The organism is Streptomyces sp. NPDC036813 (assembly GCF_055609245.1).
Genome location: NZ_JBVJPV010000003.1, coordinates 228,947 through 250,177 on the forward strand (window position 1 = coordinate 228,947; position 21,231 = coordinate 250,177).

The 21,231-nt window shown below is 71.8% G+C and carries 22 protein-coding genes; 10 read left to right on the plus strand and 12 right to left on the minus strand.

Annotated features, from left to right (window positions below; translation table 11 throughout):
- Positions 1-183: 183 nt before the first annotated feature.
- The 6 genes from ACZ67Q_RS08580 to ACZ67Q_RS08605 all read right to left on the minus strand — a co-directional run bounded on the left by ACZ67Q_RS08580 (position 184) and on the right by ACZ67Q_RS08605 (position 7,298).
- On the minus strand, positions 184-1,164 hold the full coding sequence (locus ACZ67Q_RS08580) for a hydroxyacid dehydrogenase (RefSeq protein WP_471178932.1): 981 nt from the start codon (positions 1,162-1,164) through the stop codon (positions 184-186).
- A gap of 38 nt (positions 1,165-1,202) precedes the next feature.
- Positions 1,203-2,111 (minus strand): carbohydrate ABC transporter permease, encoded by a 909-nt coding sequence (locus tag ACZ67Q_RS08585; protein ID WP_471178202.1) that lies wholly within the window; start codon positions 2,109-2,111, stop codon positions 1,203-1,205.
- The gene (locus ACZ67Q_RS08590) at positions 2,108-3,055 is read right to left on the minus strand and encodes a carbohydrate ABC transporter permease (protein ID WP_471178205.1); all 948 of its coding nucleotides are present in this window, start codon (positions 3,053-3,055) and stop codon (positions 2,108-2,110) included. The genes ACZ67Q_RS08585 and ACZ67Q_RS08590 overlap by 4 nt, the downstream gene beginning before the upstream one ends.
- On the minus strand, positions 3,055-4,392 hold the full coding sequence (locus ACZ67Q_RS08595; RefSeq protein WP_471178208.1) for an ABC transporter substrate-binding protein: 1,338 nt from the start codon (positions 4,390-4,392) through the stop codon (positions 3,055-3,057). Before ACZ67Q_RS08595 ends, ACZ67Q_RS08590 begins: the two co-directional genes overlap by 1 nt.
- A 211-nt stretch (positions 4,393-4,603) precedes the next feature.
- The gene (locus tag ACZ67Q_RS08600) at positions 4,604-5,665 is read right to left on the minus strand and encodes a substrate-binding domain-containing protein (RefSeq protein WP_471178210.1); all 1,062 of its coding nucleotides are present in this window, start codon (positions 5,663-5,665) and stop codon (positions 4,604-4,606) included.
- A gap of 142 nt (positions 5,666-5,807) precedes the next feature.
- The gene (locus ACZ67Q_RS08605) at positions 5,808-7,298 is read right to left on the minus strand and encodes a right-handed parallel beta-helix repeat-containing protein (protein ID WP_471178213.1); all 1,491 of its coding nucleotides are present in this window, start codon (positions 7,296-7,298) and stop codon (positions 5,808-5,810) included.
- A gap of 164 nt (positions 7,299-7,462) precedes the next feature.
- On the opposite strand from ACZ67Q_RS08605, the gene ACZ67Q_RS08610 reads away from it, so the two are divergent.
- From ACZ67Q_RS08610 to ACZ67Q_RS08620, 3 genes are read left to right on the plus strand one after another with little or no spacing between them, the layout of a single operon-like run.
- Positions 7,463-7,855, plus strand: a complete 393-nt coding sequence (locus tag ACZ67Q_RS08610; RefSeq protein ID WP_471178215.1) for a helix-turn-helix transcriptional regulator — start codon at positions 7,463-7,465, stop codon at positions 7,853-7,855.
- Between the two features lie 10 nt (positions 7,856-7,865).
- Positions 7,866-8,276 carry a VOC family protein gene (locus ACZ67Q_RS08615; RefSeq protein WP_471178218.1) on the plus strand — a complete coding sequence of 137 codons (411 nt, stop codon included), beginning with the start codon at positions 7,866-7,868 and terminating at the stop codon, positions 8,274-8,276.
- Positions 8,277-8,287: 11 nt separating this feature from the next.
- Entirely contained in the window at positions 8,288-9,118 is an 831-nt protein-coding gene (locus ACZ67Q_RS08620) for a VOC family protein (protein ID WP_471178220.1), read from the plus strand.
- A 62-nt stretch (positions 9,119-9,180) separates the two neighbouring features.
- On the opposite strand, the gene ACZ67Q_RS08625 is transcribed toward ACZ67Q_RS08620, so the two are convergent.
- The 4 genes from ACZ67Q_RS08625 to ACZ67Q_RS08640 form a co-directional block, all read right to left on the minus strand.
- The gene (locus ACZ67Q_RS08625) at positions 9,181-9,516 is read right to left on the minus strand and encodes a DUF952 domain-containing protein (protein ID WP_471178223.1); all 336 of its coding nucleotides are present in this window, start codon (positions 9,514-9,516) and stop codon (positions 9,181-9,183) included.
- Positions 9,517-9,849: 333 nt separating this feature from the next.
- Positions 9,850-10,458 carry a GNAT family N-acetyltransferase gene (locus tag ACZ67Q_RS08630; RefSeq protein WP_471178225.1) on the minus strand — a complete coding sequence of 203 codons (609 nt, stop codon included), beginning with the start codon at positions 10,456-10,458 and terminating at the stop codon, positions 9,850-9,852.
- Positions 10,459-10,662: 204 nt separating this feature from the next.
- Positions 10,663-11,742 (minus strand): polyprenyl synthetase family protein, encoded by a 1,080-nt coding sequence (locus ACZ67Q_RS08635; RefSeq protein ID WP_471178228.1) that lies wholly within the window; start codon positions 11,740-11,742, stop codon positions 10,663-10,665.
- A gap of 62 nt (positions 11,743-11,804) precedes the next feature.
- On the minus strand, positions 11,805-13,211 hold the full coding sequence (locus ACZ67Q_RS08640; protein ID WP_471178231.1) for a family 2B encapsulin nanocompartment shell protein: 1,407 nt from the start codon (positions 13,209-13,211) through the stop codon (positions 11,805-11,807).
- Between the two features lie 293 nt (positions 13,212-13,504).
- Between ACZ67Q_RS08640 and ACZ67Q_RS08645 the strand changes: the two genes are divergently transcribed.
- Positions 13,505-14,095, plus strand: coding sequence for an N-acetylmuramoyl-L-alanine amidase (locus ACZ67Q_RS08645; protein ID WP_471178233.1), 591 nt, complete (start codon positions 13,505-13,507; stop codon positions 14,093-14,095).
- Between the two features lie 46 nt (positions 14,096-14,141).
- Positions 14,142-15,038, plus strand: a complete 897-nt coding sequence (locus ACZ67Q_RS08650; protein WP_471178236.1) for a 1-aminocyclopropane-1-carboxylate deaminase/D-cysteine desulfhydrase — start codon at positions 14,142-14,144, stop codon at positions 15,036-15,038.
- A 36-nt stretch (positions 15,039-15,074) separates the two neighbouring features.
- Here ACZ67Q_RS08650 and ACZ67Q_RS08655 read toward each other — a convergent pair whose 3' ends face one another.
- Complete coding sequence (locus ACZ67Q_RS08655; RefSeq protein ID WP_471178239.1) at positions 15,075-16,673, minus strand: Na+/H+ antiporter; 1,599 nt, start codon at positions 16,671-16,673, stop codon at positions 15,075-15,077.
- A gap of 61 nt (positions 16,674-16,734) precedes the next feature.
- Between ACZ67Q_RS08655 and ACZ67Q_RS08660 the strand changes: the two genes are divergently transcribed.
- The 3 genes from ACZ67Q_RS08660 to ACZ67Q_RS08670 all read left to right on the plus strand — a co-directional run bounded on the left by ACZ67Q_RS08660 (position 16,735) and on the right by ACZ67Q_RS08670 (position 18,920).
- A complete protein-coding gene (locus ACZ67Q_RS08660; RefSeq protein WP_471178241.1) occupies positions 16,735-16,995 on the plus strand; it encodes a UBP-type zinc finger domain-containing protein in 261 nt (86 codons plus the stop codon).
- A gap of 327 nt (positions 16,996-17,322) precedes the next feature.
- Entirely contained in the window at positions 17,323-17,739 is a 417-nt protein-coding gene (locus ACZ67Q_RS08665; protein ID WP_103781358.1) for an ATP-binding protein, read from the plus strand.
- Complete coding sequence (locus tag ACZ67Q_RS08670) at positions 17,736-18,920, plus strand: RNA polymerase sigma factor SigF (RefSeq protein WP_471178244.1); 1,185 nt, start codon at positions 17,736-17,738, stop codon at positions 18,918-18,920. Before ACZ67Q_RS08665 ends, ACZ67Q_RS08670 begins: the two co-directional genes overlap by 4 nt.
- Before the next feature lie 64 nt (positions 18,921-18,984).
- On the opposite strand, the gene ACZ67Q_RS08675 is transcribed toward ACZ67Q_RS08670, so the two are convergent.
- On the minus strand, positions 18,985-19,449 hold the full coding sequence (locus ACZ67Q_RS08675; RefSeq protein ID WP_471178247.1) for a hypothetical protein: 465 nt from the start codon (positions 19,447-19,449) through the stop codon (positions 18,985-18,987).
- 148 nt (positions 19,450-19,597) lie between these two features.
- Here ACZ67Q_RS08675 and ACZ67Q_RS08680 point away from each other — a divergent pair, with 148 nt between their 5' ends.
- Positions 19,598-20,566: a diacylglycerol/lipid kinase family protein gene (locus ACZ67Q_RS08680; RefSeq protein ID WP_471178249.1), complete on the plus strand. Its 969-nt coding sequence runs from the start codon at positions 19,598-19,600 to the stop codon at positions 20,564-20,566.
- A gap of 321 nt (positions 20,567-20,887) precedes the next feature.
- The gene (locus ACZ67Q_RS08685) at positions 20,888-21,145 is read left to right on the plus strand and encodes a WhiB family transcriptional regulator (RefSeq protein ID WP_003992873.1); all 258 of its coding nucleotides are present in this window, start codon (positions 20,888-20,890) and stop codon (positions 21,143-21,145) included.
- The last annotated feature ends 86 nt before the right edge of the window (positions 21,146-21,231 follow it).

Sequence of the window (21,231 nt, forward strand, 5' to 3'; positions counted from 1 at the left end):
GGGGCCGGTCGGTTCGTCCGACCGGCCCCTTCGTCGTGCGCGCGGTACACGACCGCCATGTCCGTGCGTGTCACGTGCTGCGCGGTGCACACCCGCCGGGCGCCCGGCGCACGTACTGCGCGCGGCGCACGTACTGCGCGCGGCGCACGTACTGCGCGCGGTGCACCACCGCGGGTGCCCGGCTCACGCCGAGCGGTGCCACTCCGCGCGGCTCACCGGATGCGCGAACGGGCGGCCCGTGGCGTAGCGCTCCAGTTCGTCCGCCGCGGCCGCGGCCATGCGGTGCAGTTCGTTGCCGAGGGAGCCCGCGATGTGCGGCGTCAGGAGCACGTTGGGCAGGTCGTACAGCGGGGAGTGCGCGGGCAGGACCTCCGGGACGGTCACGTCCAGGACCGCGTCCAGGCGTCCCGCGGTCAGCTCCTCGGTCAGCGCGTCCTGGTCGATCAGGGAGCCGCGGGAGGTGTTGATGAGCGTGGCGCCGGTGTGCATGAGCGCCAGCCGGTCCGCGTCGATCAGGTGCCGGGTCTCGGGGAGTTCGGGGGCGTGCACGCTGACCACGTCCGACGCGGCGCACAGCTCGTCGAGGCCGACGGAGGCCGCACCCAGCGCCGCCGTGTCGGCGGGCGGGACGTAGGGGTCGTACAGGAGCAGGTCCAGGTCGTGGGGGCGCAGGAGTTCCAGGACGCGGCGGCCGATGCGGGAGGCGCCGACGATGCCGACCGTCCGGCGGTAGTTGCCGGCCCGGGCGTAGGCGCCCTGCCAGTCGTGGGGGGCGCGGCGGCGCCGGTAGTCGTCGCGGATGCGCAGCAACTGCTTGTTGGCGAGCAGGATCAGGGCGACGGTGTACTCCGCGACCGGCAGGGCGTTCGCCCAGGCCGCCGACGTCACCTGGATGCCGCGCTCCCAGCAGGCCTCGGTGATGTGGTGCTTGACCGAGCCGGCCGCGTGGACGACCGCCCGAAGGCGGGGAGCCGCGGCCAGCACCTCGGCCGTCAGCGGCGGGCAGCCCCAGCTGCTGACGATGACCTCGGCGTCCCGCAGGACGGCCGCCGCCCGCGGTTCGGTGAGGTCCTCGGCGACGAGCTTGGGGTCGAGGTCGGCGAGGTCGGTGAGCCGGGTCATGGTCGCCGGGTCGATGAGCTTGGCCGCCAGGTCGGCGTGCATGGCCAGCAGGGCGCGCGGGCGACGCGGAAGCGCAGTGGTCACTTGACGGCCCCCGCGGTCATGCCCGCCTTCCAGAACCGCTGCAACGCGACGAAGGCGACGACGAGCGGGACCACGGCGAGCAGGGAACCGGTCACCACCAGCGGGTAGTACTCGGGGAACGAGTGGGTCTGCGTGTTCCACGCGTACAGACCGAGGCTGACCGGGAAGAGCTTGGTGTCGGACAGCATCACCAGCGGCAGGAAGAAGTTGTTCCAGATCGCCGTGAACTGGAACAGGCAGATCGTCACGAACCCCGGCATCACCATCCGCAGCCCGATCGACCAGAAGGTCCGCAGCTCCCCGGCGCCGTCCATGCGCGCGGCCTCCAGCACCTCGCCGGGCACGTATCCGGCGCAGAAGACGCGGGCCAGGTAGACGCCGAACGGGTTCACGAGGGACGGCAGGAACACCGCCCAGAAGGTGTTGACCAGGCCCGTCCTGGAGGCGAGCAGGTACATCGGCAGGGCGAGCGCGGTGGTCGGCACCAGCACGCCGAGCAGCACCAGCCCGAACAGCTTCTCCTTGCCGGGGAAGCGCGCGACGTGGAAGGCGTACCCGGCCGCGACGCAGATCAGCCCGCACAGCAGGGCGCCGACGCCGGCGTACAGCAGGGAGTTGAGGTACCAGCGGAAGTAGACGCCGTCGCCGGTCGCGGCCAGGTTCGCGAGGTTGTCGCCGAGGTGCCAGCGCGACGGCGACAGGGTCCGGCCGCCGAGCAGGTCGCCGGTGTTCTTGGCGGCGGCGGTCAGCAGCCACAGCAGCGGGAAGAGGGTGTAGGCGGTGGCCAGCAGCAGGATGCCGTTGACGGCCGTCCTGGACAGCGACCAGGGGGCGCGTCCGGGCGGCGGGGTGTCGTCGGCGGGAGTCTTCAGCGGCTGCGGCCGCACGGGCGTGGCGGTGCTCATGCCTTCGCTCCCTTCGGCTCGGCACTGCGGCCGCCCGTCAGCCGGGTGACCACGAAGGACAGGACCGCGGCGGCGAGGGCGAGCAGCACGGAGGCGGCCGCGGCGAGTCCGTAGTCGCCCCGCTCGAAGGCCGCGGTGTAGGCGTACATGTTGGGGGTCCAGGTGGTGACGACGCCGGGGGCCGCGCCGTGCAGGATCGTCGGCTCGGTGAACAGCTGGAGCGAGCCGATCACGGTGAACAGGCCGACCATGGCGAGCGAGGGCCGGATCAGCGGCAGTTTGATGCCGATCGCCGTGCGCAGCGGGCCGGCCCCGTCCACGACGGCGGCCTCCAGCACCTCGCGCGGGATGGCCTGGAGGGCGGCGAAGAAGATGATGAGGTTGTAGCCGGTCCACTCCCACAGCGCGATGTTGACGACCGCCGGGACCGGGTGGCCGAGCAGGTCGGCATCGATGCCGCCGGAGTTCAGGGCGCCGATCACCGGGCTCACCCCGGGCGTGTACAGGTACATCCACACCAGGGCGGCGATGATGCCGGGCACAGCGTGCGGCAGGAACAGCGCCAGCTGGAAGAAGCGCTTGGCCCGGGCGAGCGTCGAGTCGAGCAGCAGCGCCAGCAGCAGGGACAGGGCCAGCATCAGCGGGATGTACAGCGCGCAGTACAGGGCCAGGTTGAGGAAGCCGTCCCGGAAGGCGGCGTCGCCGAGGGCCTGCGTGTAGTTGCCGAGGCCGGTGAAGACGTTCTGCACGCCGCCGAAGCCGAGTCCGGAGCGGCGCTCGCGGTAGAGGCTGAGGTGGACGGCGTTGCCGATGGGGATCAGCGTGCAGGCGGTGAAGAGCAGGAAGAACGGCAGCAGCAGGACCACCGGGGCGCCGGGCCTCCCGCGCCGGCGTGCGGGGCGGGAGGCTGGGGCGCTGCCGCGGGGCAGCGTCGGGGCGACCATCAGCCGGTCACCTTGATGCCGCGGTTGCCCAGCTCCTTCGTGGTCGCGCTCTGGGCGCCCTTGACGCTGTCGAAGATGCTGCCCTTGCCGCCCTTGATGCCGGCGAAGGAGTCCTTGAGCGAGTTGTTGGTGACGCCCATGGCCGGGCCCCAGCTCCAGTCGGTGCGGATGGACTTCGCGGCGTCCTGGAAGAGCGTGTAGACGTCCTGCCCGGCGAACAGCTGCCCCTTGAAGGAGTTCTTGGCGACCGGGACGAGCGCGGGTGCGGCCGGGTAGGCGGAGGAGGTGCCGCTGGCGATACGGGCCTTGATGCCGGCCTCGGTGGTGGTCGCCCACTCGGCGAACTTCACCGCGGCCTCGGCCTTCTTGCTGTCCTTGGAGACGGCGAAGGTGGAACCGCCGAGCATGCCGCTGGCGGGATTGCCGTCGGCGGTCGGGATCGGCGCGGCCGCCCACTTGCCGGTCTGGTCCGGCAGGGTGCCGCCGAGCACGCCGGCGCCCCAGCTGGCGCCGAGGTAGCCGACGGTCTGCCCCTTCTGCAGGGCGGCGGTCCACTGCTGGGAGAAGGACGGGGCGACGTCGATCAGGTCGTCGTCGATCATCTTCTGCCAGTAGTCGGCGGTCTGCTGGGTCGCGGAGTCGGTGAAGTTCACCTTCCACGAGTCGCCCTCGGTCTTGAACCACTGCGCACCCGCCTGCCAGGCCATCGCCTCGAAGGTGCTCGGGTCGTCGGGGAAGAAGGTGGCGATGCGGGCCTTGGGGTCGGCCTTCTTGATCTTCTCGGCGTCGGTGCGGAACTCGGCCCAGGTCTTCGGCGGCGCGGTGATGTGCGCCTTGGCGAAGACGTCCTTGCGGTAGTAGAAGGTCTGCGGCGCGGCGTCCAGCGGCAGCGCCCAGGTCGACCCGCCGAGCGTGGTCAGCTGCACGGCCTGCGGCAGGTACTTGTCCTTGAGGCCGGCCGGGACCAGCTTGCTGATGTCCTTGACGGCGCCCTGGCTGACGAAGTCCGGCAGCTGCGGGTACTCCACGTTGAACACGTCGGGCGCGTTGCCGGCCTTCACCGCGTTGGAGATCTTGGCGTAGCCGCCGGCGTTGCCGGAGGGGATCTCCTGGAACTGCACCTTCACGTCGCTCTGTGCCGCGTTGAAGGCGTCGACAACGTCCTTCGTGCCCTTGGCCCAGCCCCAGAAGGTGATCGTCACCGGACCGTTCTTGCCGGCGGCGCCGGCGTCCGCGTCCTCGCCCGAGCCGCAGGCGGCGAGCGCGCCGAGGGACAGGGCGGTGACGGCGGCGAGGGCGGTGGAGCGGACTCTGCGGGAGGTGGCGGAGGAAGTCATGGGCGCGGCTCCTTGAACGGGGCGGGATCGAGTGACATCCTCAAGCGCCATTTGATCGGAGTCAAGACTCTTCGATCAAATGATCTAAAGTGATCAGACGGAGCCACGAGAAGCCGTGCCCGGCCCCGCAACGGCCTCAGCGCACGGCACCGCAACAGCCTGACCGCCCGGCTCCGCAAGGGCCGCGCCGTCAGCCGTCAGCCGTCAGCCGTCAGCCGCAGGACGCGCGCACCGTGAGCGTCGGCAGCAGCTCGATCTGGTGGACGGGCAGCGCGTCGCCCTCGTCCAGACGGCGCAGCAGCAGCCTGAGCGCCTCCGCGCCCACGGCCCGCTTGGGCGGGGCCACCGCGGTCAGTGGCGGGTCGGACAGGTTCGCGTAGACGTCGTCGTACGACACGAGGGCCAGATCGTCGGGGACGGTGAGGCCGTGCGCGCGCAGCAGCGGCGGCAGCTGGATGGCGTCCTGGTCGTTGTGGACCAGCACGGCCCGTACGCCGGAGGCGGCGGCCTCGGCGATCCGCGCGGCCAGTTCCTGGTGGGCGCTCGCGGGGTGCGCGGCGGCCGGTGTGGGCACGTCGATCACCGGCAGGTCGGCGAGCCCGAGGCCCTGGACCGCCATGGCGTACCCGGCGCGCACCTCGTGCGCGGTGCGGGTGTCGGAGCGGGCGGCGAGCAGGACGGACGTATGGCCCCGCCCGGCCAGCCGGCGCAGGGCGAGGAGCACGCCGTGACGGTGGTTGGAGCAGACCGCGTCGAGACCCGCGGCCGGGCTCGCGGGGGCGGCCCGCCGCTCGACCAGAACGGCCGGGACGGGCAGGTCGCCCAGCCAGTCGCTGCCCGCGAGGCCGCCGTCGGCCGACCAGTTGGGGGTGAGCAGCAGCCCGTCGACGTCCGACTCCAGCAGCCGCTGCACCTGGGCGCGGTCGCTGTCCGTCTCGTAGGGGGCGATGCCGAGCACCACGCGCGCCCCGGCGGCGGTCGCCGCGGCGCTGGCGCCCGCGACGACCTCGTCGAAGTACGACCCGACGGACGGCACGAGCATGCCGATCACCCGCCCCTGCCCGCCGGGCCCGGCCGCCGACGCGCCCGCCGGCAGCGAGACCGCCCCGTGCGTGCGCTCCAGACGGCCCTCGTCGGCCAGCGCGGCCACATCGCGGCGGACCGTGACGGCGGGGATGCCGAGACGTTCGGCCAGCTCCACGACCCGGACCGATCCGGCCTCCCGCACCACCTCGAGGATGCGTGTACGGCGTTCCTGCGCCGATGCGGCCATCGGGACCTCCTGATCTGGCGCGGTGGCGCCCGTCGCCCTCTGTCTCGGGGGCTCACGACCTCCCGCCCTCACGGTATCCGATCACATCGAGGTCATCTGATCAATTCGCTCAATCACAGCGGGGACGGCCGACGGGGACCGGCTACAGCCCGGGACCGTTGTAGGCGCCCCGGTGCGGCTTGGCGGTCGCGGAGACCGGGTTGCCCCAGTAGTCGCGGCCGCCGTTGTCCTGGACGACACCACCGTTGCCGAGCGCCGGGGAGCCTGCCTTCAGCCGGTAGCCGGCGGCGGAGGCGAGAGTGTCGCCGCCCGTGCCGGGCGCGGTGAACTGCGGGTCGCCGACGATCCCGTTGGCGGTGGGCCGGGGCACGCCCTGGAAGACGTTCCACAGCCACGAGATCCCGGACCCGGTGGGCAGCCTGGAGTCGGCGGTGCCCACCCAGATGTTGTTCTCCACCAGCGCGTCGGCGGGCAGCGTGACGTCGAACTTCTTGTCCGGGCAGTAGAAGACGTTGTTGTACATCCGCAGCGCGGACCGGCCGCCCGAGGCGTGGACGATACGGCAGTCGTTCTCGGAGACGTTGTAGCGGACGACCTGCGTCGCCGCGCCGCTGGTGCCGCAGCCGTCGCAGTCCAGGAAGAAGCCGCCGATGTTGTCGCGGCTGAAGTTGTACTGGATCGTGCAGGTGCCGGTGTTCCCCCAGTCGCAGTCGAAGGACTCGCTGTCGAAGACGGACATCCGCGTGATGTCGTGGACGGCGTTGAACTGCATCACCGGGTCGTGGTCGCCGAGCACCCAGATCCCGGCGAAGTTCCCGCCGGAGAACGGATAGACACCGTTGCCGACCCCCGCGGCGGTGTTGTACTGGATCAGCGGCGCCTCGGCGTAGCTGACGATGACTCCGTCACCGCCGACGTCGGTGATCGTGTTCCGCTCGACCAGCACCCCGCTGCCCTTGAGGGCCATCGAGCCGACCCGGACCTTCACGCCTCCGCCGCCGGTGTTGCTGACGGCGTTGTCGTGGACGTGGATGTCGTCGAGCGCGGACCCGGTGCCGCTCGCGCCGGTGACGATGCCGGCGGACTGCACGTAGTCGTCGGTCGTCGGGCTGTTCTTGTTCGTCTGTCCGGCGACCCGGTCCACGACGAGATCCCCGATGTCGAAACCTGAGTGCACATGGCCGTCCGTCGCGGACACCCGCAGTCCGGTGCGCCGGCCCAGGCCGGCCGCCGGGTTGGTGATCTTCAGGCCGCTGATCGTCCAGTGGTCCTGGTCGGTGAAGGCGACGGCGTCGGGCGCGCCGGCCCCGTCGATCACGGGCCGGGCCCCGGATCCGTACGCGGTCAGGGTGACGGGGGCGGCGGCGGTACCGCTGCCCCGGGGCGTGAGGGCGCCGGTGCAGGTCGTACCGGCGGCCAGCGCGAGAGTGTCGCCGGGGCCGTAGGTGCGGGCGCCGGCCTGGGCGAGGCTGTTGAAGGGGGCGGCCGCAGAGCCGTCGCCCGCGGTGGTGCGCGAACAGTCGACGTAGGTGGTGGTACCGGCGGCCGACGCGGATACGGCGGGCAGGGCGGCCGTGCCCATCACGACGAGCGCGACGACGGCCAGCCGGCGCCGGGCAGGGGTGATCCTCATGACGCGTCCACCTTTCTGGTGGCTCAGGGGACTGGGACGACGCCCGAAGCTAGGGAGGCGCACGGATCACGTCAATGGTTGCGTATCAAACGATCGGTATTTGCTCAGTTTCCGATCGACTGATCGGCCTGTCCCGGGCCGGTCCGGCGTGGCATGCTGGCCGGGTGACCCCCGAGGACCTGGTGCGACTGCGCAGGGCACGCGACCGAATGGACCGCGAGTACGCCGAGCCACTGGACATCTCCGCGCTCGCCCGTACGGCGCTGATGTCACCGGGGCACTTCCAGCGCAGCTTCCGCGAGGCCTACGGCGAGACTCCGTACGGCTACCTCATGACCCGCCGGGTCGAACGCGCCAAGGCGCTGCTGCGGCGCGGGGATCTGAGCGTGACCGACGTGTGCCTCGCCGTCGGCTGCACCTCCCTGGGCTCGTTCAGCTCCCGGTTCACCCAGCTCGTGGGTGTGACACCGACCGCGTACCGGGCCCGTCCGCACGAGGCGGTCGCGCAGATCCCGCCCTGCGTGGTGCGCAGGCTCACGCGACCGCGCCGACCCTAGGGTGACCGTCATGGATGTGAAACTGAAGCAGTGCTTCATCACCGTCGACGACCCCGACAAGGCACTCGCCTTCTACCGGGACGTCCTCGGCCTCGAGCTGCGCAACGACGTGGAGTTCGAGGGACTGCGCTGGCTCACGGTCGGCTCCCCGCTCCAGCCGGACGTGGAGGTCGTCCTGGAGCCGCCGGCCGCCGACGCCTCCCCCGCCGACCGGGAGACGCTGACCCGGCTGCTGGCCAAGGGGGTGCTGCGCGGGGTCATCTTCACCACCCCCGACTGCGAGTCGCTGTGCGAGAAGGTCCGCGAGGCCGGCACCGACATCCTGCAGGAGCCGATGGACCAGCCCTACGGGGTCCGCGACTGCGCCTTCCGGGATCCGGCGGGCAATCTGCTGCGGTTCATGCAACGAACGGAGAGCTGACCATTTCCGCCATGTACCAAGACATGGGCCAAGACATGGGCCGGGACACGGGCCCGGACACGGACCGGGACACGGACCGGGACACGGACCGGGACGTTGACCGGCACGTGCGCTGGACCTACGCGTTCGTCGACCGCCCGGCCGAACTCCTGGACCGCGCCTGCGCGTTCTGGACAGCCGTCACCGACACCCGGCTGTCCCCGGCGCGCGGCGACCGAGGGGAGTTCACCACCCTGCTCCCGGACGGCGGCGCCGACGCCTGTGTGAAGGCCCAGGGGGTCGCGTCGGGACCGGGCGGCGCACACCTCGACTTCGCGGTGGCCGACGTGCCGGGATTTGTCGCGTCGGCGGTGCGGCTGGGCGGGCGCGTCGAGGCCCTGCACGAGGGCTGGGCGGTGCTGCGCTCCCCCGCGGGGCAGCTGTTCTGTGCGGTGCCGTGGGACGGCGAGCAGCAGCGCCCGCCCGTCGTCGACGGCAGCCGCCTCGACCAGGTGTGCCTCGATGCGCCGCCTTCGTCGTACGACACCGAAGTCGCCTTCTTCACAGCGCTGTTGCCGCAGTGGACGTCCCGGCCCGGCTCGCGCCCGGAGTTCCATGTGATCGCCCCGCCCGACGGGTTGCCGATCCGCATCCTGCTCCAGCGCCTGGGAGAGGAGCGGCCCGTCTCCGCCCACCTGGACGTGGCCTGCGCCGACCGGGCGGCGACCCGCGCCCGGCACGAGGAGCTGGGCGCCACCGTCGTCTTTGCCGGTGCCCACTGGACGGTGATGCGCGATCCGGCGGGCGGCCTGTACTGCCTCACGGCCCGCGACCCGGAGACGGGCGCTCTGCCCACCCGGTGAGGGCGCGGGCTCACGCCGCTCGGAGAAAGCGCGGGCTCACGCCGCTCGGTGAATGGGCGGGCTCACGCCGGCCACGGCTCCACGGACACGACCGCCTCCACCGGGATGGGCCCGTACACGTGCGGGAACTCCTCACCGCCGGGCGCGACGGCCTCGTACTTCAGTGGTACGTCCAGCCGCGCCGGGTCCACGACCAGGACGACCAGCTCGTCAGGGCCGTCGTGGCGGCCGTACAGAAAGTCGGCCACCGATGCGAGCTGCTCCCGGGTGGAGCAGTGGATGAACCCCTCCTGCTCCAGCGTGCGGCCGCGGGTCGACATCGTGTACCGGCCCTGATCGCGGGCGGCCTCCCACAGGGAGCGTTCGGTGATGTGGAGGATGTGCGGGGCGTCGGTCATGTGCTCACGCTATGCGGTGGAGGGCCTGTCGACCCAGCCGTTATGACCCGTCCGCCCCGGAAGCGCCGGACCCCCCGGACCCACGGGATGGGCCGGACGCGTCGCCGTCCTCGGCCGGGGCGGCGACGACCGGGTGTTCGGGGCGGGACGTACCCGCGGTGGACGGTTCCCCATAGGCCGGGCACTCGGCGTTGCGGCAGGGGCCGGGCGCCCACACCGGCACCCAGGCGCCCAGCGTCTTGTGACGCCGGACGACCGTCTCGACGTGGTGTCCGCACAGGGGACACACGGGTTCGTCACTGCCCACGCCATCAGCGTAGGGCGATGCGCGGCTCAGCGCTTCCCGCGGCGGGGCTCGCGCCACATCGGCCACATCCTCGGGCCGTCGGGCAGATCCAGCACACGGTCGTCCATGACCGTGAAGCCGAGCCGCTCGTACAGCGCTCTGCTGCGGGCGTTGCTGGCCTCCAGATACGCGGCCTGCCCTTCGCGGTCGCACCGCTCGAGGACGTGCTCGATCAGCGCGGTGCCCACTCCCTCACCCTGCCGGTGCGGCGCGACGCCGATCATCCACAGATAGGCGTGCGGGCGGTCCGCGGGGTGGATCCCGGCCGTCAGCCGCCCGATCAGCTCCACCCGCTCGTTGCCCGGGTCCACGGCCCGGCGCAGTCCGGCGGGGCCGTCGTCCCCGGCGTCGTCGTGCTCCCCACCCGGAACGGACAGCCACAGCGCGCATGCCGCCCCGTCCTCGGTGAGGTCGATCCAGCCGTCGCCGAGGGCGATGTCGGTGAACGCGGCCATGAGCCGGTGGTGGGTGCCGCGCCGGTACTCCTCACCAGGGAACACCCAGGTGCTGACCGGATCGTCCTGAAAGGCCTCGTCCAGCAGCCGTACGACCACCTCCCGGTCGCCCGCGCCCGCCCGCCGTATCGCCACACCCATCCCGGCCCCATTCAACGCGCCCGTCATGTACGGGTGTTGACCCTATCCCGGGCGCTACGGCCGTGACGGAAGGGCTCGATCCATCCTTCCCCTTCCGGCCATCCACCTTCCGGCCCTCTCCGCCCATCTCCCTCCGTCCGCCTCTCCGTCCGCCTGTCTCCGCCCGCCTCTCCGTCCGTCCCTCGCGATCCCGCCCCCGACCCGTCACGCGCCGCGCCGGGTCACGAGCTCCGCCAGGCTCAGCAGGCCCCCAGCCCGCTCCGGCACCGGCACCGCGCGGGCCAGTGCGCTGACCGCGCGGGACATCCGGTCGGCGGCCTCCTCCTGCACCCAGTCACGGCCACCGGCCCGCTCGACCACCGATACCGTGCGCTCGACATCCGCCGGGTCCGACGGTGTCCCGTGCAGCTCGGCCGGTCGGCCGGCCGCCGTGGTGCCGGAGACCAGCGCGGCCACCACCGGCAGCGACTTCGCGGCCACCACCGGCAGCGACTTCTTGCACACCGCGAGGTCCGCACCGGCCGACTTGCCCGAGCACCCGGGACCACCCCAGATCCCGATCATGTCGTCGATGAGTTGAAACGCGAGCCCGGCCTCGCGCCCGAACACGTCCAGCGCCTCGACGTCCTCGGCAGCCGCACCCGCGTACAGCGCACCGACGGCACACGCGCACCCCAGCAGCGCCCCCGTCCTGGCCTCGGCCACGGCGAGCACTTCGTCGAGGTCCATGTCACCGGGCGATCTCCGACCCAGCGTGGTGTCGGTGTGCTGAGCGGCACACAGCTCCACGACGCAGGCCGCGAGCCGGGCGGCGGCCGCCGCGGACGCCGGATGCGGGTCCTCGGCGAGCAGTCCGAGGGCAAGCGCCTGGAGCGCGTCGCCCGCGAGGATCGCGTCGGCGTCACCGGACACGGTCCCCGCGGTCGGCCCGTGCGGGCGGGTGACCTCCCGGTCCATGACGTCGTCGTGCAGCAGCGTGAAGGTGTGCACCAACTCCACCGCCGCTGCCGCCCGCACCGCGCCGTCCCGGGCCGGTGTGCCGCCCAGGGCATCGGCCGCGGCCAGCACGAGCGCGGAACGCAGGGCGTTGCCCGCGGTACCCGTCGCCGGGCTGCCGTCCGGCTGCTCCCACCCGAGGTGGTGACGCGCGACGCGTCGCAAGGGCCCCGGCAAGGACTCGATCGCCGCCCGCAGCTCGGGGCCGACCAGGTCCCGCGTGTCCTCCAGGAGCGCCGCCGCCTCGGCTCCGTCCGCCGGCCCCGCCGGTCGGCTCCGGGCGGGCACCGTGACCGAAGGATGTGCCCGCCCCGCGGCGGGGCGGGCACGGGGCCCCTGGAGGGGGAGGGTCACCGCCAGCGGCCGATCTCGACGTTCTCCAGCACACCCAGCGCGTCCGGCACGAGCACGGCGGCCGAGTAGTAGGCCGTGACCAGGTACTTGATGATCGCCTGCTCGTTGATGCCCATGAACCGCACCGACAGGCTCGGCTCGATCTCGTCCGGGATGCCCGACTGGCGCAGACCGATGACGCCCTGGTCCTGCTCGCCGAGACGCATCGCGATGATGGAGGTGGTGCGCGCCTCGGTCACCGGGATCTTGTTGCACGGGTAGATGGGCACACCCCGCCAGGTGGGGATGCGGTTGCCGCCCACGTCGATGGTCTCCGGGACCAGTCCCCGCTTGTTCAGCTCGCGCCCGAACGCGGCGATCGCGCGCGGGTGGGCGAGGAACATCTTGGTGCCGCGCCGCCGGCTGAGCAGCTCGTCCATGTCGTCGGGGCTGGGCACGCCGTCGTGCGGCTGGATCCGCTGGTCGTACTCGCAGTTCGACAGCAGGCCGAACTCCCGGCTGTTGACGAGCTCGTGCTCCTGGCGCTCCTTCAACGCCTCGACGGTGAGCCGCAGCTGCTGCTCGGTCTGGTTCATCGGCTGGTTGTACAGGTCGGCGACGCGCGAGTGGATGCGCAGCACGGTCTGGGCGATGCTCAGTTCGTACTCGCGGGGCCGGGGCTCGTAGTCGACGAAGGTGTGCGGGATGTCCGGCTCGCCGGAGTGGCCGGCCGCCAGCTCGACCTCCTTCTCCCCGTACTTGTTGGTGCGCTGCTCGGGGATCGCGCGGGCCTGCCGGAGCTGTTCGCGCAGCGACTCGGCGCGCTCGGCGACCTGCTCGACGTCCTGGCGGGAAAGGATCAGGACCGTGCAGGCGGTGTCCGCCCGGGCGGTGTACTCCCAGATGGCGTCGCCGGACAGCAGCGCCTGCTCACCGAAGTAGGCACCGTCGGCGAGCACGCCGAGGACCTGGTCGTCGCCGTACGGGCCGGTGCCGACCTTCTCCACCCTGCCGTGCGCCAGCAGGTAGACCTCCTCTGCCTGGCTGCCGAAGGAGGCGATCACCTCGCCGGGGGCGAACTGGTGCTGCCTGCAGCGCTGGGCCAGCTCCGCCAGCACCTCCTCGTCCTCGTAGGCCCGTAGGGCGGGCAGCTCGCCCAGCTCCGCGGGGATGACCTCGACACGGTCACCGGTCTTCACGAACGTGATGCGGCCGTCGCCGACCGCGTAGGTCAGCCGCCGGTTCACCCGGTACGTGCCGCCCTGCACGTCCACCCACGGCAGCAGCCGCAGCAGCCAGCGCGAGCTGATCTCCTGCATCTGCGGCACGGACTTGGTCGTGGTGGCCAGGTTCCGCGCGGCCGCGGTGCCAAGGCTCTGCTGCGGCCTGGTCTCTTCCGTGCGGACCTCTTCGCCTACCGACATAGAGAACTGCCCTCCCAGTGCTGCACTGGCTCCGAACCGCGCCAGGCATTCGATCTGGTGACCAGGCTCCCATCACGGAGCGTGCCGGTGCTATTACACGAAAGAGCGGGGTTGGATCACTTCCCGGAGGGAAGACTGAACAGCTCTCCGGGCGGCCCGCGGCAGGACGCCATGTCCGGATCGGCTCGCACACCGTACGAACGATGTCGTCCGTCTCGTCCGGTTTCGGTACAAGCGGGGTACGACGGCGGCCGCGCCCCGTGGCCCCGGGACAGCAGCACGAAGGAGGCGACATGGCCTCACCCCTGTCCGCGAACGACTTCCTCACCGCTCTGAGAGCCGAGGGCCTGGAGGTCGTCGAGGTCGGCGACTGGAGGCATCACAATCGCAACCACAAGGGCCCCTGGGGCCCGGTGCACGGCGTGATGATCCATCACACGGTGACGCGGGGCGGCGCGCGCACGGTGGAGATCTGCCGGGACGGCCGCCCCGGGCTGCCGGGGCCGCTGTGCCACGGCGTGATCACCAAGGACGGCACGGTCCACCTGGTCGGCTACGGCCGCGCCAACCACGCCGGTCTGGGCGACGACGACGTCCTGCGCGCGGTGATCGCGGAGAAGGCGCTGCCGCACGACAACGAGGCGAACACCGACGGCAACCGCCACTTCTACGGCTTCGAGTGCGAGAACCTCGGCGACGGCGAGGACCCCTGGCCCGAGGCCCAGCTGGTGGCGATCGAAAAGGCCGCGGCGGCCCTGTGCCGCCGGCACGGCTGGACGCAGCGGTCGGTCATCGGCCACCTGGAGTGGCAGCCGGGGAAGGTGGACCCCCGGGGCTTCACGATGGCGTGGCTGCGGGAGCGGATCCGCGAGCGCCTGAAGTGACCGTGCCGCGAGGGGCCCGACGGGACGGCTGTTCGACAATGGTGCGGTGACCAGCCTGGACGCCCTCCATCCCCGCCTGCCCTCCCCTGTGGAGGAGGCGGCGGACGACCGTTTCGCCCGGCACGGCGTCCGGCTGCTGCTCAAGCGCGACGACCTGATCCATCCGCAGCTGACCGGCAACAAGTGGCGCAAGCTGGCTCCGAACCTGGACGCGGCGAACGGGCGGCCGATCGTGACCTTCGGCGGCGCGTACTCCAACCACCTGCGGGCCACGGCGGCCGCGGGCCGTCTCCTGGGCGTCCCGACGATCGGCGTGGTCCGCGGTGAGGAACTGGCAGGGCGTCCCCTGAACCCCTCCCTCGCCCGCTGCGCCGCCGACGGCATGCGGCTGCACTTCGTCGACAGGTCGACCTATCGCCGTAAAACGGAACCGGACATTCTTGCCGCGGTGCTGGACAGCGTGAACGCCCGGGAGGCCTACGTCGTCCCGGAGGGCGGCAGCAACGCGGCGGCCGTGCGGGGGTGCGTCGCGCTCGGTGCGGAGCTGCGCGGGCGGGCCGAGGTGGTCGCCCTCGCCTGCGGTACCGGCGGCACGCTGGCCGGCCTGGCCGCCGGGCTGGGCCCCGGGCAGCGCGTGCTGGGTGTCCCCGTCCTCAAGGGGGGCTTCCTGCCCGGCGACATCCGGTCGCTGCAGGAGCGGGCCTTCGGCGGGCCGCGCGGCAGCTGGCTGCTGGACGAGCGGTTCCACTTCGGCGGCTACGCGCGCGTGCCCGCCGCTCTCGACGCCTTCGCGGACGACTTCGAGGACCGCCACGGACTGCCCGTGGAACGTCTCTACGTCGCCAAGATGCTGTACGCACTCCTCACCCTCACCGAGGAGGGCGCGTTCCCCAGGGGCACCTCCCTTGCGGCGGTGATCACCGGCCGGCCCTTTCCGGAGTGACGCACCGGTCCCGACCGGCGCACCGCCGGACAGGTCCTACGTAGCCTCCCGGTAGGCCGCCGCCTCCTCCAGGTCCAGCCGGCGCAGCAGGGCGCGCAGCATCTCGTCGTCGATGTAGCGGCCGTCGCGCAGCTTCACGAAGACCTCGCGCTCGGCGCTGATCATCTCGCCGGAGAGCCGCCGGTAGGTGTCGTCGGCGGTCTCGCCGGTGATCGGGTTGACCTGGCCGAGGCGTTCCCAGACCGCGTTGCGGCGGCGCTCCAGGACGCTGCGCAGCCGGTCGGCGAGCGGTGGCGGCAGCGCGTTGCGCTCGTCGGCCAGGAGGTCGTCGAGGCACTGCTCGGCGGCGCGGGATGCCTGCGCCTGGGCGTTGGCCTCGGCGAGGGTCGCGGCCTGCGCGTCGCGGGCGGGGAACTTCAGCAGGCGGATCAGCGGCGGCAGGGACAGGCCCTGCACCACGAGGGTGCCGATGACGGTGGTGAAGGTCAGGAAGAGGACGAGGTTGCGGTGGGGGAAGGGCTGGTCGCCGTCGTGCAGGTGGAGCGGGATGGAGAAGGCGATGGCCAGGGAGACCACGCCGCGCATCCCGGCCCAGGCGATGACCACCGGGGCGCGCCAGGTCGGGTTGTCCTCGCGGGCGCGGATGCGCGCGGACAGCAGCCGGGGCAGGAAGGTCGCCGGGTACACCCACAGGAAGCGGACCGCGACGACCACGAGGAACAGGGCGACGGCGTACCAGGCGGCGTCGGCGCCCGCGTACTCCCCGAGGCCCTGCAGGACGACCGGCAGCTGCAGCCCGATGAGCGCGAACACGGCCGATTCCAGTACGAAGGCGACCATTTTCCACACCGCCTCCTCCTGCAGCCGGGTGGCGAAGTCGACCTCCCAGTTGCGGTGGCCGAGATAGAGGGCGACGACGACCACGGCGAGTACGCCCGAGGCGTGGACCTGCTCGGCCGCCGCGTACGCGACGAACGGGATGAGCAGGGACAGCGTGTTCTGCAGGAGGGGTTCCTTGAGGTGGGTGCGCAGCCAGTGGATCGGCGCCATCAGGATCAGGCCCACCACCACGCCGCCGACCGCCGCGAGCAGGAACTCGCCGATCCCCCCGGCCCAGGACGCGCCCTCGCCGACCGCCGCGGCGAGCGCCACCTTGTAGGCGGTGATCGCGGTGGCGTCGTTCAGCAGGGACTCGCCCTGGAGGATGGTCGTGATCCGCGAGGGCAGCCCGACCCGGCGTGCCACCGCCGTCGCCGCCACCGCGTCCGGCGGCGCGACGACCGCGCCGAGCACCAGCGCCGCGGTCAGCGGCAGGCCGGGCACCAGGACGTACGCGGCCCAGCCGACGGCGACGGTGGCGAACAGGACGTAGCCGACCGACAGCAGCGCCACGGGCCGCATCTGCGCCCTCAGGTCGAGGTAGGAACTGTCCACCGCGGAGGTGTACAGCAGCGGCGGCAGCAGCAGGGGCAGGACGACGTCGGGGTCGAGCCGGTAGTCGGGAATGCCGGGGACGTAGGCGACCGCGAGGCCGACAGCGACCAGCAGCAGCGGTGCCGGCACCGGGGTGCGCCGGGCGGCCGCGGCCACCGCCGCACTGCCCGCCACCAGCAACAGCAGTGGCATCACGTCCATCGTCCTCGCCCACCCTCGTTCTACGCGCCGCTCACCGCACGCCCGTCGTAACCTGGCAATCATGAAACAGTGCACGCACGCCGACGCGCTGCCGCGTCCGGAACCGACTCCGCTCAGCGAGACGTGTCCGGAGTGCCTGCGGGACGGCACCCACCCGGTGCAGCTGCGGCTGTGTCTGACGTGCGGCCACGTGGGCTGCTGCGACTCCTCGCCCAACCGGCACGCCACCGAGCACCACAAGGAAACCGGTCACCCGGTGATGCGGACCTTCGAGCCGGGCGAGGACTGGCGCTGGTGCTTCGTCGACCACGTGCTGGTGTGAGCGGCCGGTCACGGGTGCGAGCCGCCGCGCTCGGCCCGGTACGGGCGGAAATGGGACCGCGGGAGGAGACCGGAAGGGGCCGCAACGGGTACGGTTCGAGCGTCTGACGCCTGGGTACGTCAATCCGGCGCGCGCTGTTCCCAATTGGGCCCGCTCACCCCCTAGCCACGGAGCGTATCCGGAGCTTTACTATGAGTGACGGCAAGGGGTTGGGGCCCCGGGACAGGAAACTTCTGGGCGCGATAGCGTCACCGCAGTACCACACTTCGCGTTGACCCGGGGGGCGACCCTCGGCCCCGAACAGCTTGTACCACCTTGGAGGTGAGGGTGTCCCAGATCGCAGGCGAGCCCGCGGTGAACCAGGACTTCGTGGAGGTCCGGCTGCCGGCTGCGGGTGCCTACCTGTCGGTGCTGCGGACGGCCACGGCCGGTCTCGCGGCCCGTTTGGACTTCACCCTGGACGAGATCGAGGACCTGCGCATCGCCGTGGACGAGGCCTGCGCGATCCTGCTGCAGCAGGCCGTGCCGGGCTCGGTGCTCTCCTGCGTCTTCCGGCTCGTCGACGACTCACTCGAGGTCACCGTCTCGGCGCCGACCACGGACGGGCACGCCCCCTCACGGGACACGTTCGCCTGGACCGTCCTGTCCGCTCTCGCGGGCAAGGTCTCCTCCGCCGTGGACGAGGACAAGACCGTTTCGATCAGCCTCTACAAACAGCGCGGCGCGGGACCCGGGCCGGCGTGAGGAACGGGGACGGGCCGGTGCGGGACGAAGAGCGTGGCACCAGGGAACTGCCGCCCGAGAACGCCCTGGGCGCTCAGGGTGTTTCCCGGCGTACGGCGGACGGCATCGACGGCATCCCCGAGCAGGCCCGGCCGCACCCGGAGGACGAGTCCTCCCGGGCCGGGGCGGTGGACGCCGGTCTGCGGGGCACCGCCGACGGCGGCCCGCGGCCAAGCGAAGGCGCCGGACGGGGCACGCCCCGGGGCCGGCGGAACGGGGGCACCCCTGTCCCAGCGGAAGCCGGGGCTCGGGGCAGGGCAACGGGCGGGACGATGAGCGAGCACGAGCGAGACGCCGAGGAACAGGCGCCGGACGGTCAGGCCGTGCGCGAAGTGCAGACGCCGGACGGGCAGGCCGTGCGCGCGGTGCACCTCACGCAGCACGGCCCGCAGGACCGCAGCGGGGCGCGGGCGATGTTCGTCGAGCTGCGCGCGCTGAAGGAGGGCAGCGCCGAGTACGCCGAGCTGCGCAACAAGCTGGTCCGGATGCACCTGCCCCTCGTGGAGCACCTCGCGCGCCGCTTCCGCAACCGCGGCGAGCCGCTCGACGACCTCACCCAGGTCGCCACCATCGGGCTGATCAAGTCCGTCGACCGCTTCGACCCGGACCGTGGCGTGGAGTTCTCCACGTACGCGACCCCGACGGTCGTCGGCGAGATCAAGCGGCACTTCCGCGACAAGGGCTGGGCGGTGCGGGTACCGCGCAGGCTGCAGGAGCTGCGGCTGTCACTGACGACGGCCACGGCGGAGCTGTCCCAGCTGCACGGCCGCTCGCCCACGGTCCATGAGCTCGCCGAGAAGCTGGGGATCTCGGAGGAGGAGGTCCTGGAGGGTCTGGAGTCCGCCAACGCCTACTCCACGCTGTCCCTGGACGTCCCCGACACCGACGACGAGTCCCCGGCGGTCGCCGACACCCTGGGCGCCGAGGACGAGGCGCTGGAGGGCGTCGAGTACCGGGAGTCGCTCAAGCCGCTGCTGGAGGGCCTCCCGCCGCGCGAGAAGCGGATCCTGCTGCTGCGCTTCTTCGGCAACATGACCCAGTCGCAGATCGCGCAGGAGGTCGGCATCTCCCAGATGCACGTGTCCCGGCTCCTGGCGAGGACCCTGGCACAGCTGCGGGAGAAGCTGCTCGTGGAGGAGTGACGAGCTCTTCCTTGTCACCGACGGCTCCCGGTGCGGGCGTGAGCGCCCACGGGAGCCGTCGCCGTTACTTCTGCGCCCCCGGTCCCGCCCCCGGTCCTCGGATGCCGAGGGCACGGGTCGTCTCGCCGTTGACCAGGAGGACCAGCCCGGCGATGGCGACGGCGGTCAGCGCGATGCCCGCCGGGATGGCGGCGCCGTCGGCGTGGATCAGGTTGTAGGCCACCGGCAGCGCGATGATCTGCGTGATGACGGCCGGACCGCGGCTCCAGCTGCGGCGGGCCAGCAGCCCGCGGGCGGCCAGCAGCGGCAGCAGCGCGAGGACGACGATCGTCACCCCGCCGGTCACGGCCTGCTGCCGGTCGTCCGGGGCGCCGGTCAGCCCGAGGACCAGCATCCACACCCCGCCGACGAGCAGCGCGAGCCCTTCGAGGCCGGCGAGCACCGCGGCGTACGTCAGACGCCGCGGGCGCGGGCCGGCGGTGTCCTGGGTCTGCGTGGAGGTGGGGGTGGGGGTCTGCTCACTGCTCACCCCTGAAGGGTAGCCCTCGGCCGACGCGTCCCCGGGGGCAAGCCCCACCGGCCGACGCGTCCCCGAGGGCAAGCCCCACCGGCCCCCCTCTTACCTGTTCCCTACCTTGCCCTCGTACGAGTACCGCTCAGTAGGTACGCTGCACGTCATGCGTGCACTTCTCGTGGTCAACCCGGCGGCAACCACCACCAGTGCGCGCACACGCGACGTGCTCATCCACGCGCTCGCCAGCGAGATGAAGCTGGAGGCGGTCACCACCCAGTACCGCGGGCACGCGCGCGACCTCGGCCGGCAGGCCGCCACCGGCGACGACATCGACCTGGTCGTGGCGCTCGGCGGCGACGGCACGGTCAACGAGGTGGTCAACGGACTGCTGCACGCCGGCCCCGACCCGGCCCGGCTGCCCGGCCTCGCGGTGGTGCCCGGCGGTTCCACCAACGTCTTCGCCCGCGCGCTGGGCCTGCCCAACGACGCCGTGGAGGCGACCGGCGCCCTGCTGGACGCGCTGCGCGAGGGCAGCGAACGCACGGTCGGCCTGGGGCTGGCCTCCGGCACGCCGGGCACGGAGGACGAGGCGGTGCCGGAGCGCTGGTTCACCTTCAACGCGGGGCTCGGCTTCGACGCGGGTGTGGTCGGCCGGGTGGAGCAGCACCGCGAGCGCGGCAGGAAGTCGACCCACGCGCTCTATGTACGGCAGGTGGTGCGTCAGCTGCTGGGCGAGTCGAATCGCCGGCACGGCTCCATCACGCTGGAGCGGGAGGGCGAGGAGCCGCTCACGGATCTCGTCCTGTCCATAGTCTCGAACACCTCTCCGTGGACGTTCCTCGGCAACCGCCCGATCTACGCCTCCCCGCAGGCCTCGTTCGACACGGGGCTCGATGTGTTCGGTCTCAGCCGCCTTTCCACGGCCGCGGTTGCCCGGTATGGCACCCAGTTGCTCACTTCGTCCCCGGAGCGCGGACCGCGCGGCAAGCATGCCGTCGCACTGCACGATCTGGACCGCTTCACCTTGCATTCGAAGGTGCCGCTCCCCCTCCAGATGGACGGTGACCATCTGGGGCTGCGTACCAGCGTGACGTTCACAGGTGTACGCCGTGCACTGCGTGTGATTGTGTGAGCAGAAAGGGCCAAAGTCCTTTCACTCGAACGTTTAGGCCAGGATCCACCCCATGGAAGTACGGCTGTGACCTAGTCGACACCGAAGAATCAAAAAAAACTTTCCTGAAGGGGTTGTATCCGCCGCTGAGGTTTGCGAGTCTCTACGTGGCGATCGGGACGGCCCGCAACATCGGCCTCCACTGATCACCAGAACCCCTCACCAAACACAGGACCCCGCCGGGGAAGACTCGGTGGTCGGCCCTTCACTTGTTGAGGGATTCGTGAAAGCGTTCACATTCACAAGCAACTTGCACAGTCATACCAAGGAGAGGTAGCAGCCATGGACTGGCGTCACAACGCCGTTTGCCGCGAGGAAGACCCCGAGCTCTTCTTCCCCATCGGCAACACCGGTCCTGCGCTGCTGCAGATCGAGGAAGCCAAGGCCGTCTGCCGTCGCTGCCCGGTGATCGAGCAGTGTCTGCAGTGGGCGCTCGAGTCCGGTCAGGACTCCGGCGTCTGGGGTGGTCTCAGCGAGGACGAGCGTCGCGCCATGAAGCGCCGCGCCGCCCGCAACCGGGCCCGTCAGGCTTCTGCCTGACGACCCACCCCTGCTGACAGCCTGAGCTTGGCGGCGCGCACATCGCGTGCGCATCTCCCGCCCCCGAGCCGCAGCGCGCAGTGAAC

Coding starts and splice junctions, on each gene's coding strand:
- ACZ67Q_RS08620 (WP_471178220.1), top strand. CDS start 8,288: ATGTACCAAGACATGGGCCAAGACATGGGCCGGGACACGGGCCCGGAC.
- ACZ67Q_RS08595 (WP_471178208.1), bottom strand. CDS start 4,392: ATGACTTCCTCCGCCACCTCCCGCAGAGTCCGCTCCACCGCCCTCGCC.
- ACZ67Q_RS08630 (WP_471178225.1), bottom strand. CDS start 10,458: ATGGGTGTGGCGATACGGCGGGCGGGCGCGGGCGACCGGGAGGTGGTC.
- ACZ67Q_RS08680 (WP_471178249.1), top strand. CDS start 19,598: ATGCGTGCACTTCTCGTGGTCAACCCGGCGGCAACCACCACCAGTGCG.
- ACZ67Q_RS08590 (WP_471178205.1), bottom strand. CDS start 3,055: ATGGTCGCCCCGACGCTGCCCCGCGGCAGCGCCCCAGCCTCCCGCCCC.
- ACZ67Q_RS08615 (WP_471178218.1), top strand. CDS start 7,866: ATGGATGTGAAACTGAAGCAGTGCTTCATCACCGTCGACGACCCCGAC.
- ACZ67Q_RS08585 (WP_471178202.1), bottom strand. CDS start 2,111: ATGAGCACCGCCACGCCCGTGCGGCCGCAGCCGCTGAAGACTCCCGCC.
- ACZ67Q_RS08640 (WP_471178231.1), bottom strand. CDS start 13,211: ATGTCGGTAGGCGAAGAGGTCCGCACGGAAGAGACCAGGCCGCAGCAG.
- ACZ67Q_RS08660 (WP_471178241.1), top strand. CDS start 16,735: ATGAAACAGTGCACGCACGCCGACGCGCTGCCGCGTCCGGAACCGACT.
- ACZ67Q_RS08645 (WP_471178233.1), top strand. CDS start 13,505: ATGGCCTCACCCCTGTCCGCGAACGACTTCCTCACCGCTCTGAGAGCC.
- ACZ67Q_RS08655 (WP_471178239.1), bottom strand. CDS start 16,673: ATGGACGTGATGCCACTGCTGTTGCTGGTGGCGGGCAGTGCGGCGGTG.
- ACZ67Q_RS08580 (WP_471178932.1), bottom strand. CDS start 1,164: ATGCACGCCGACCTGGCGGCCAAGCTCATCGACCCGGCGACCATGACC.
- ACZ67Q_RS08600 (WP_471178210.1), bottom strand. CDS start 5,665: ATGGCCGCATCGGCGCAGGAACGCCGTACACGCATCCTCGAGGTGGTG.
- ACZ67Q_RS08625 (WP_471178223.1), bottom strand. CDS start 9,516: ATGACCGACGCCCCGCACATCCTCCACATCACCGAACGCTCCCTGTGG.
- ACZ67Q_RS08685 (WP_003992873.1), top strand. CDS start 20,888: ATGGACTGGCGTCACAACGCCGTTTGCCGCGAGGAAGACCCCGAGCTC.
- ACZ67Q_RS08605 (WP_471178213.1), bottom strand. CDS start 7,298: ATGAGGATCACCCCTGCCCGGCGCCGGCTGGCCGTCGTCGCGCTCGTC.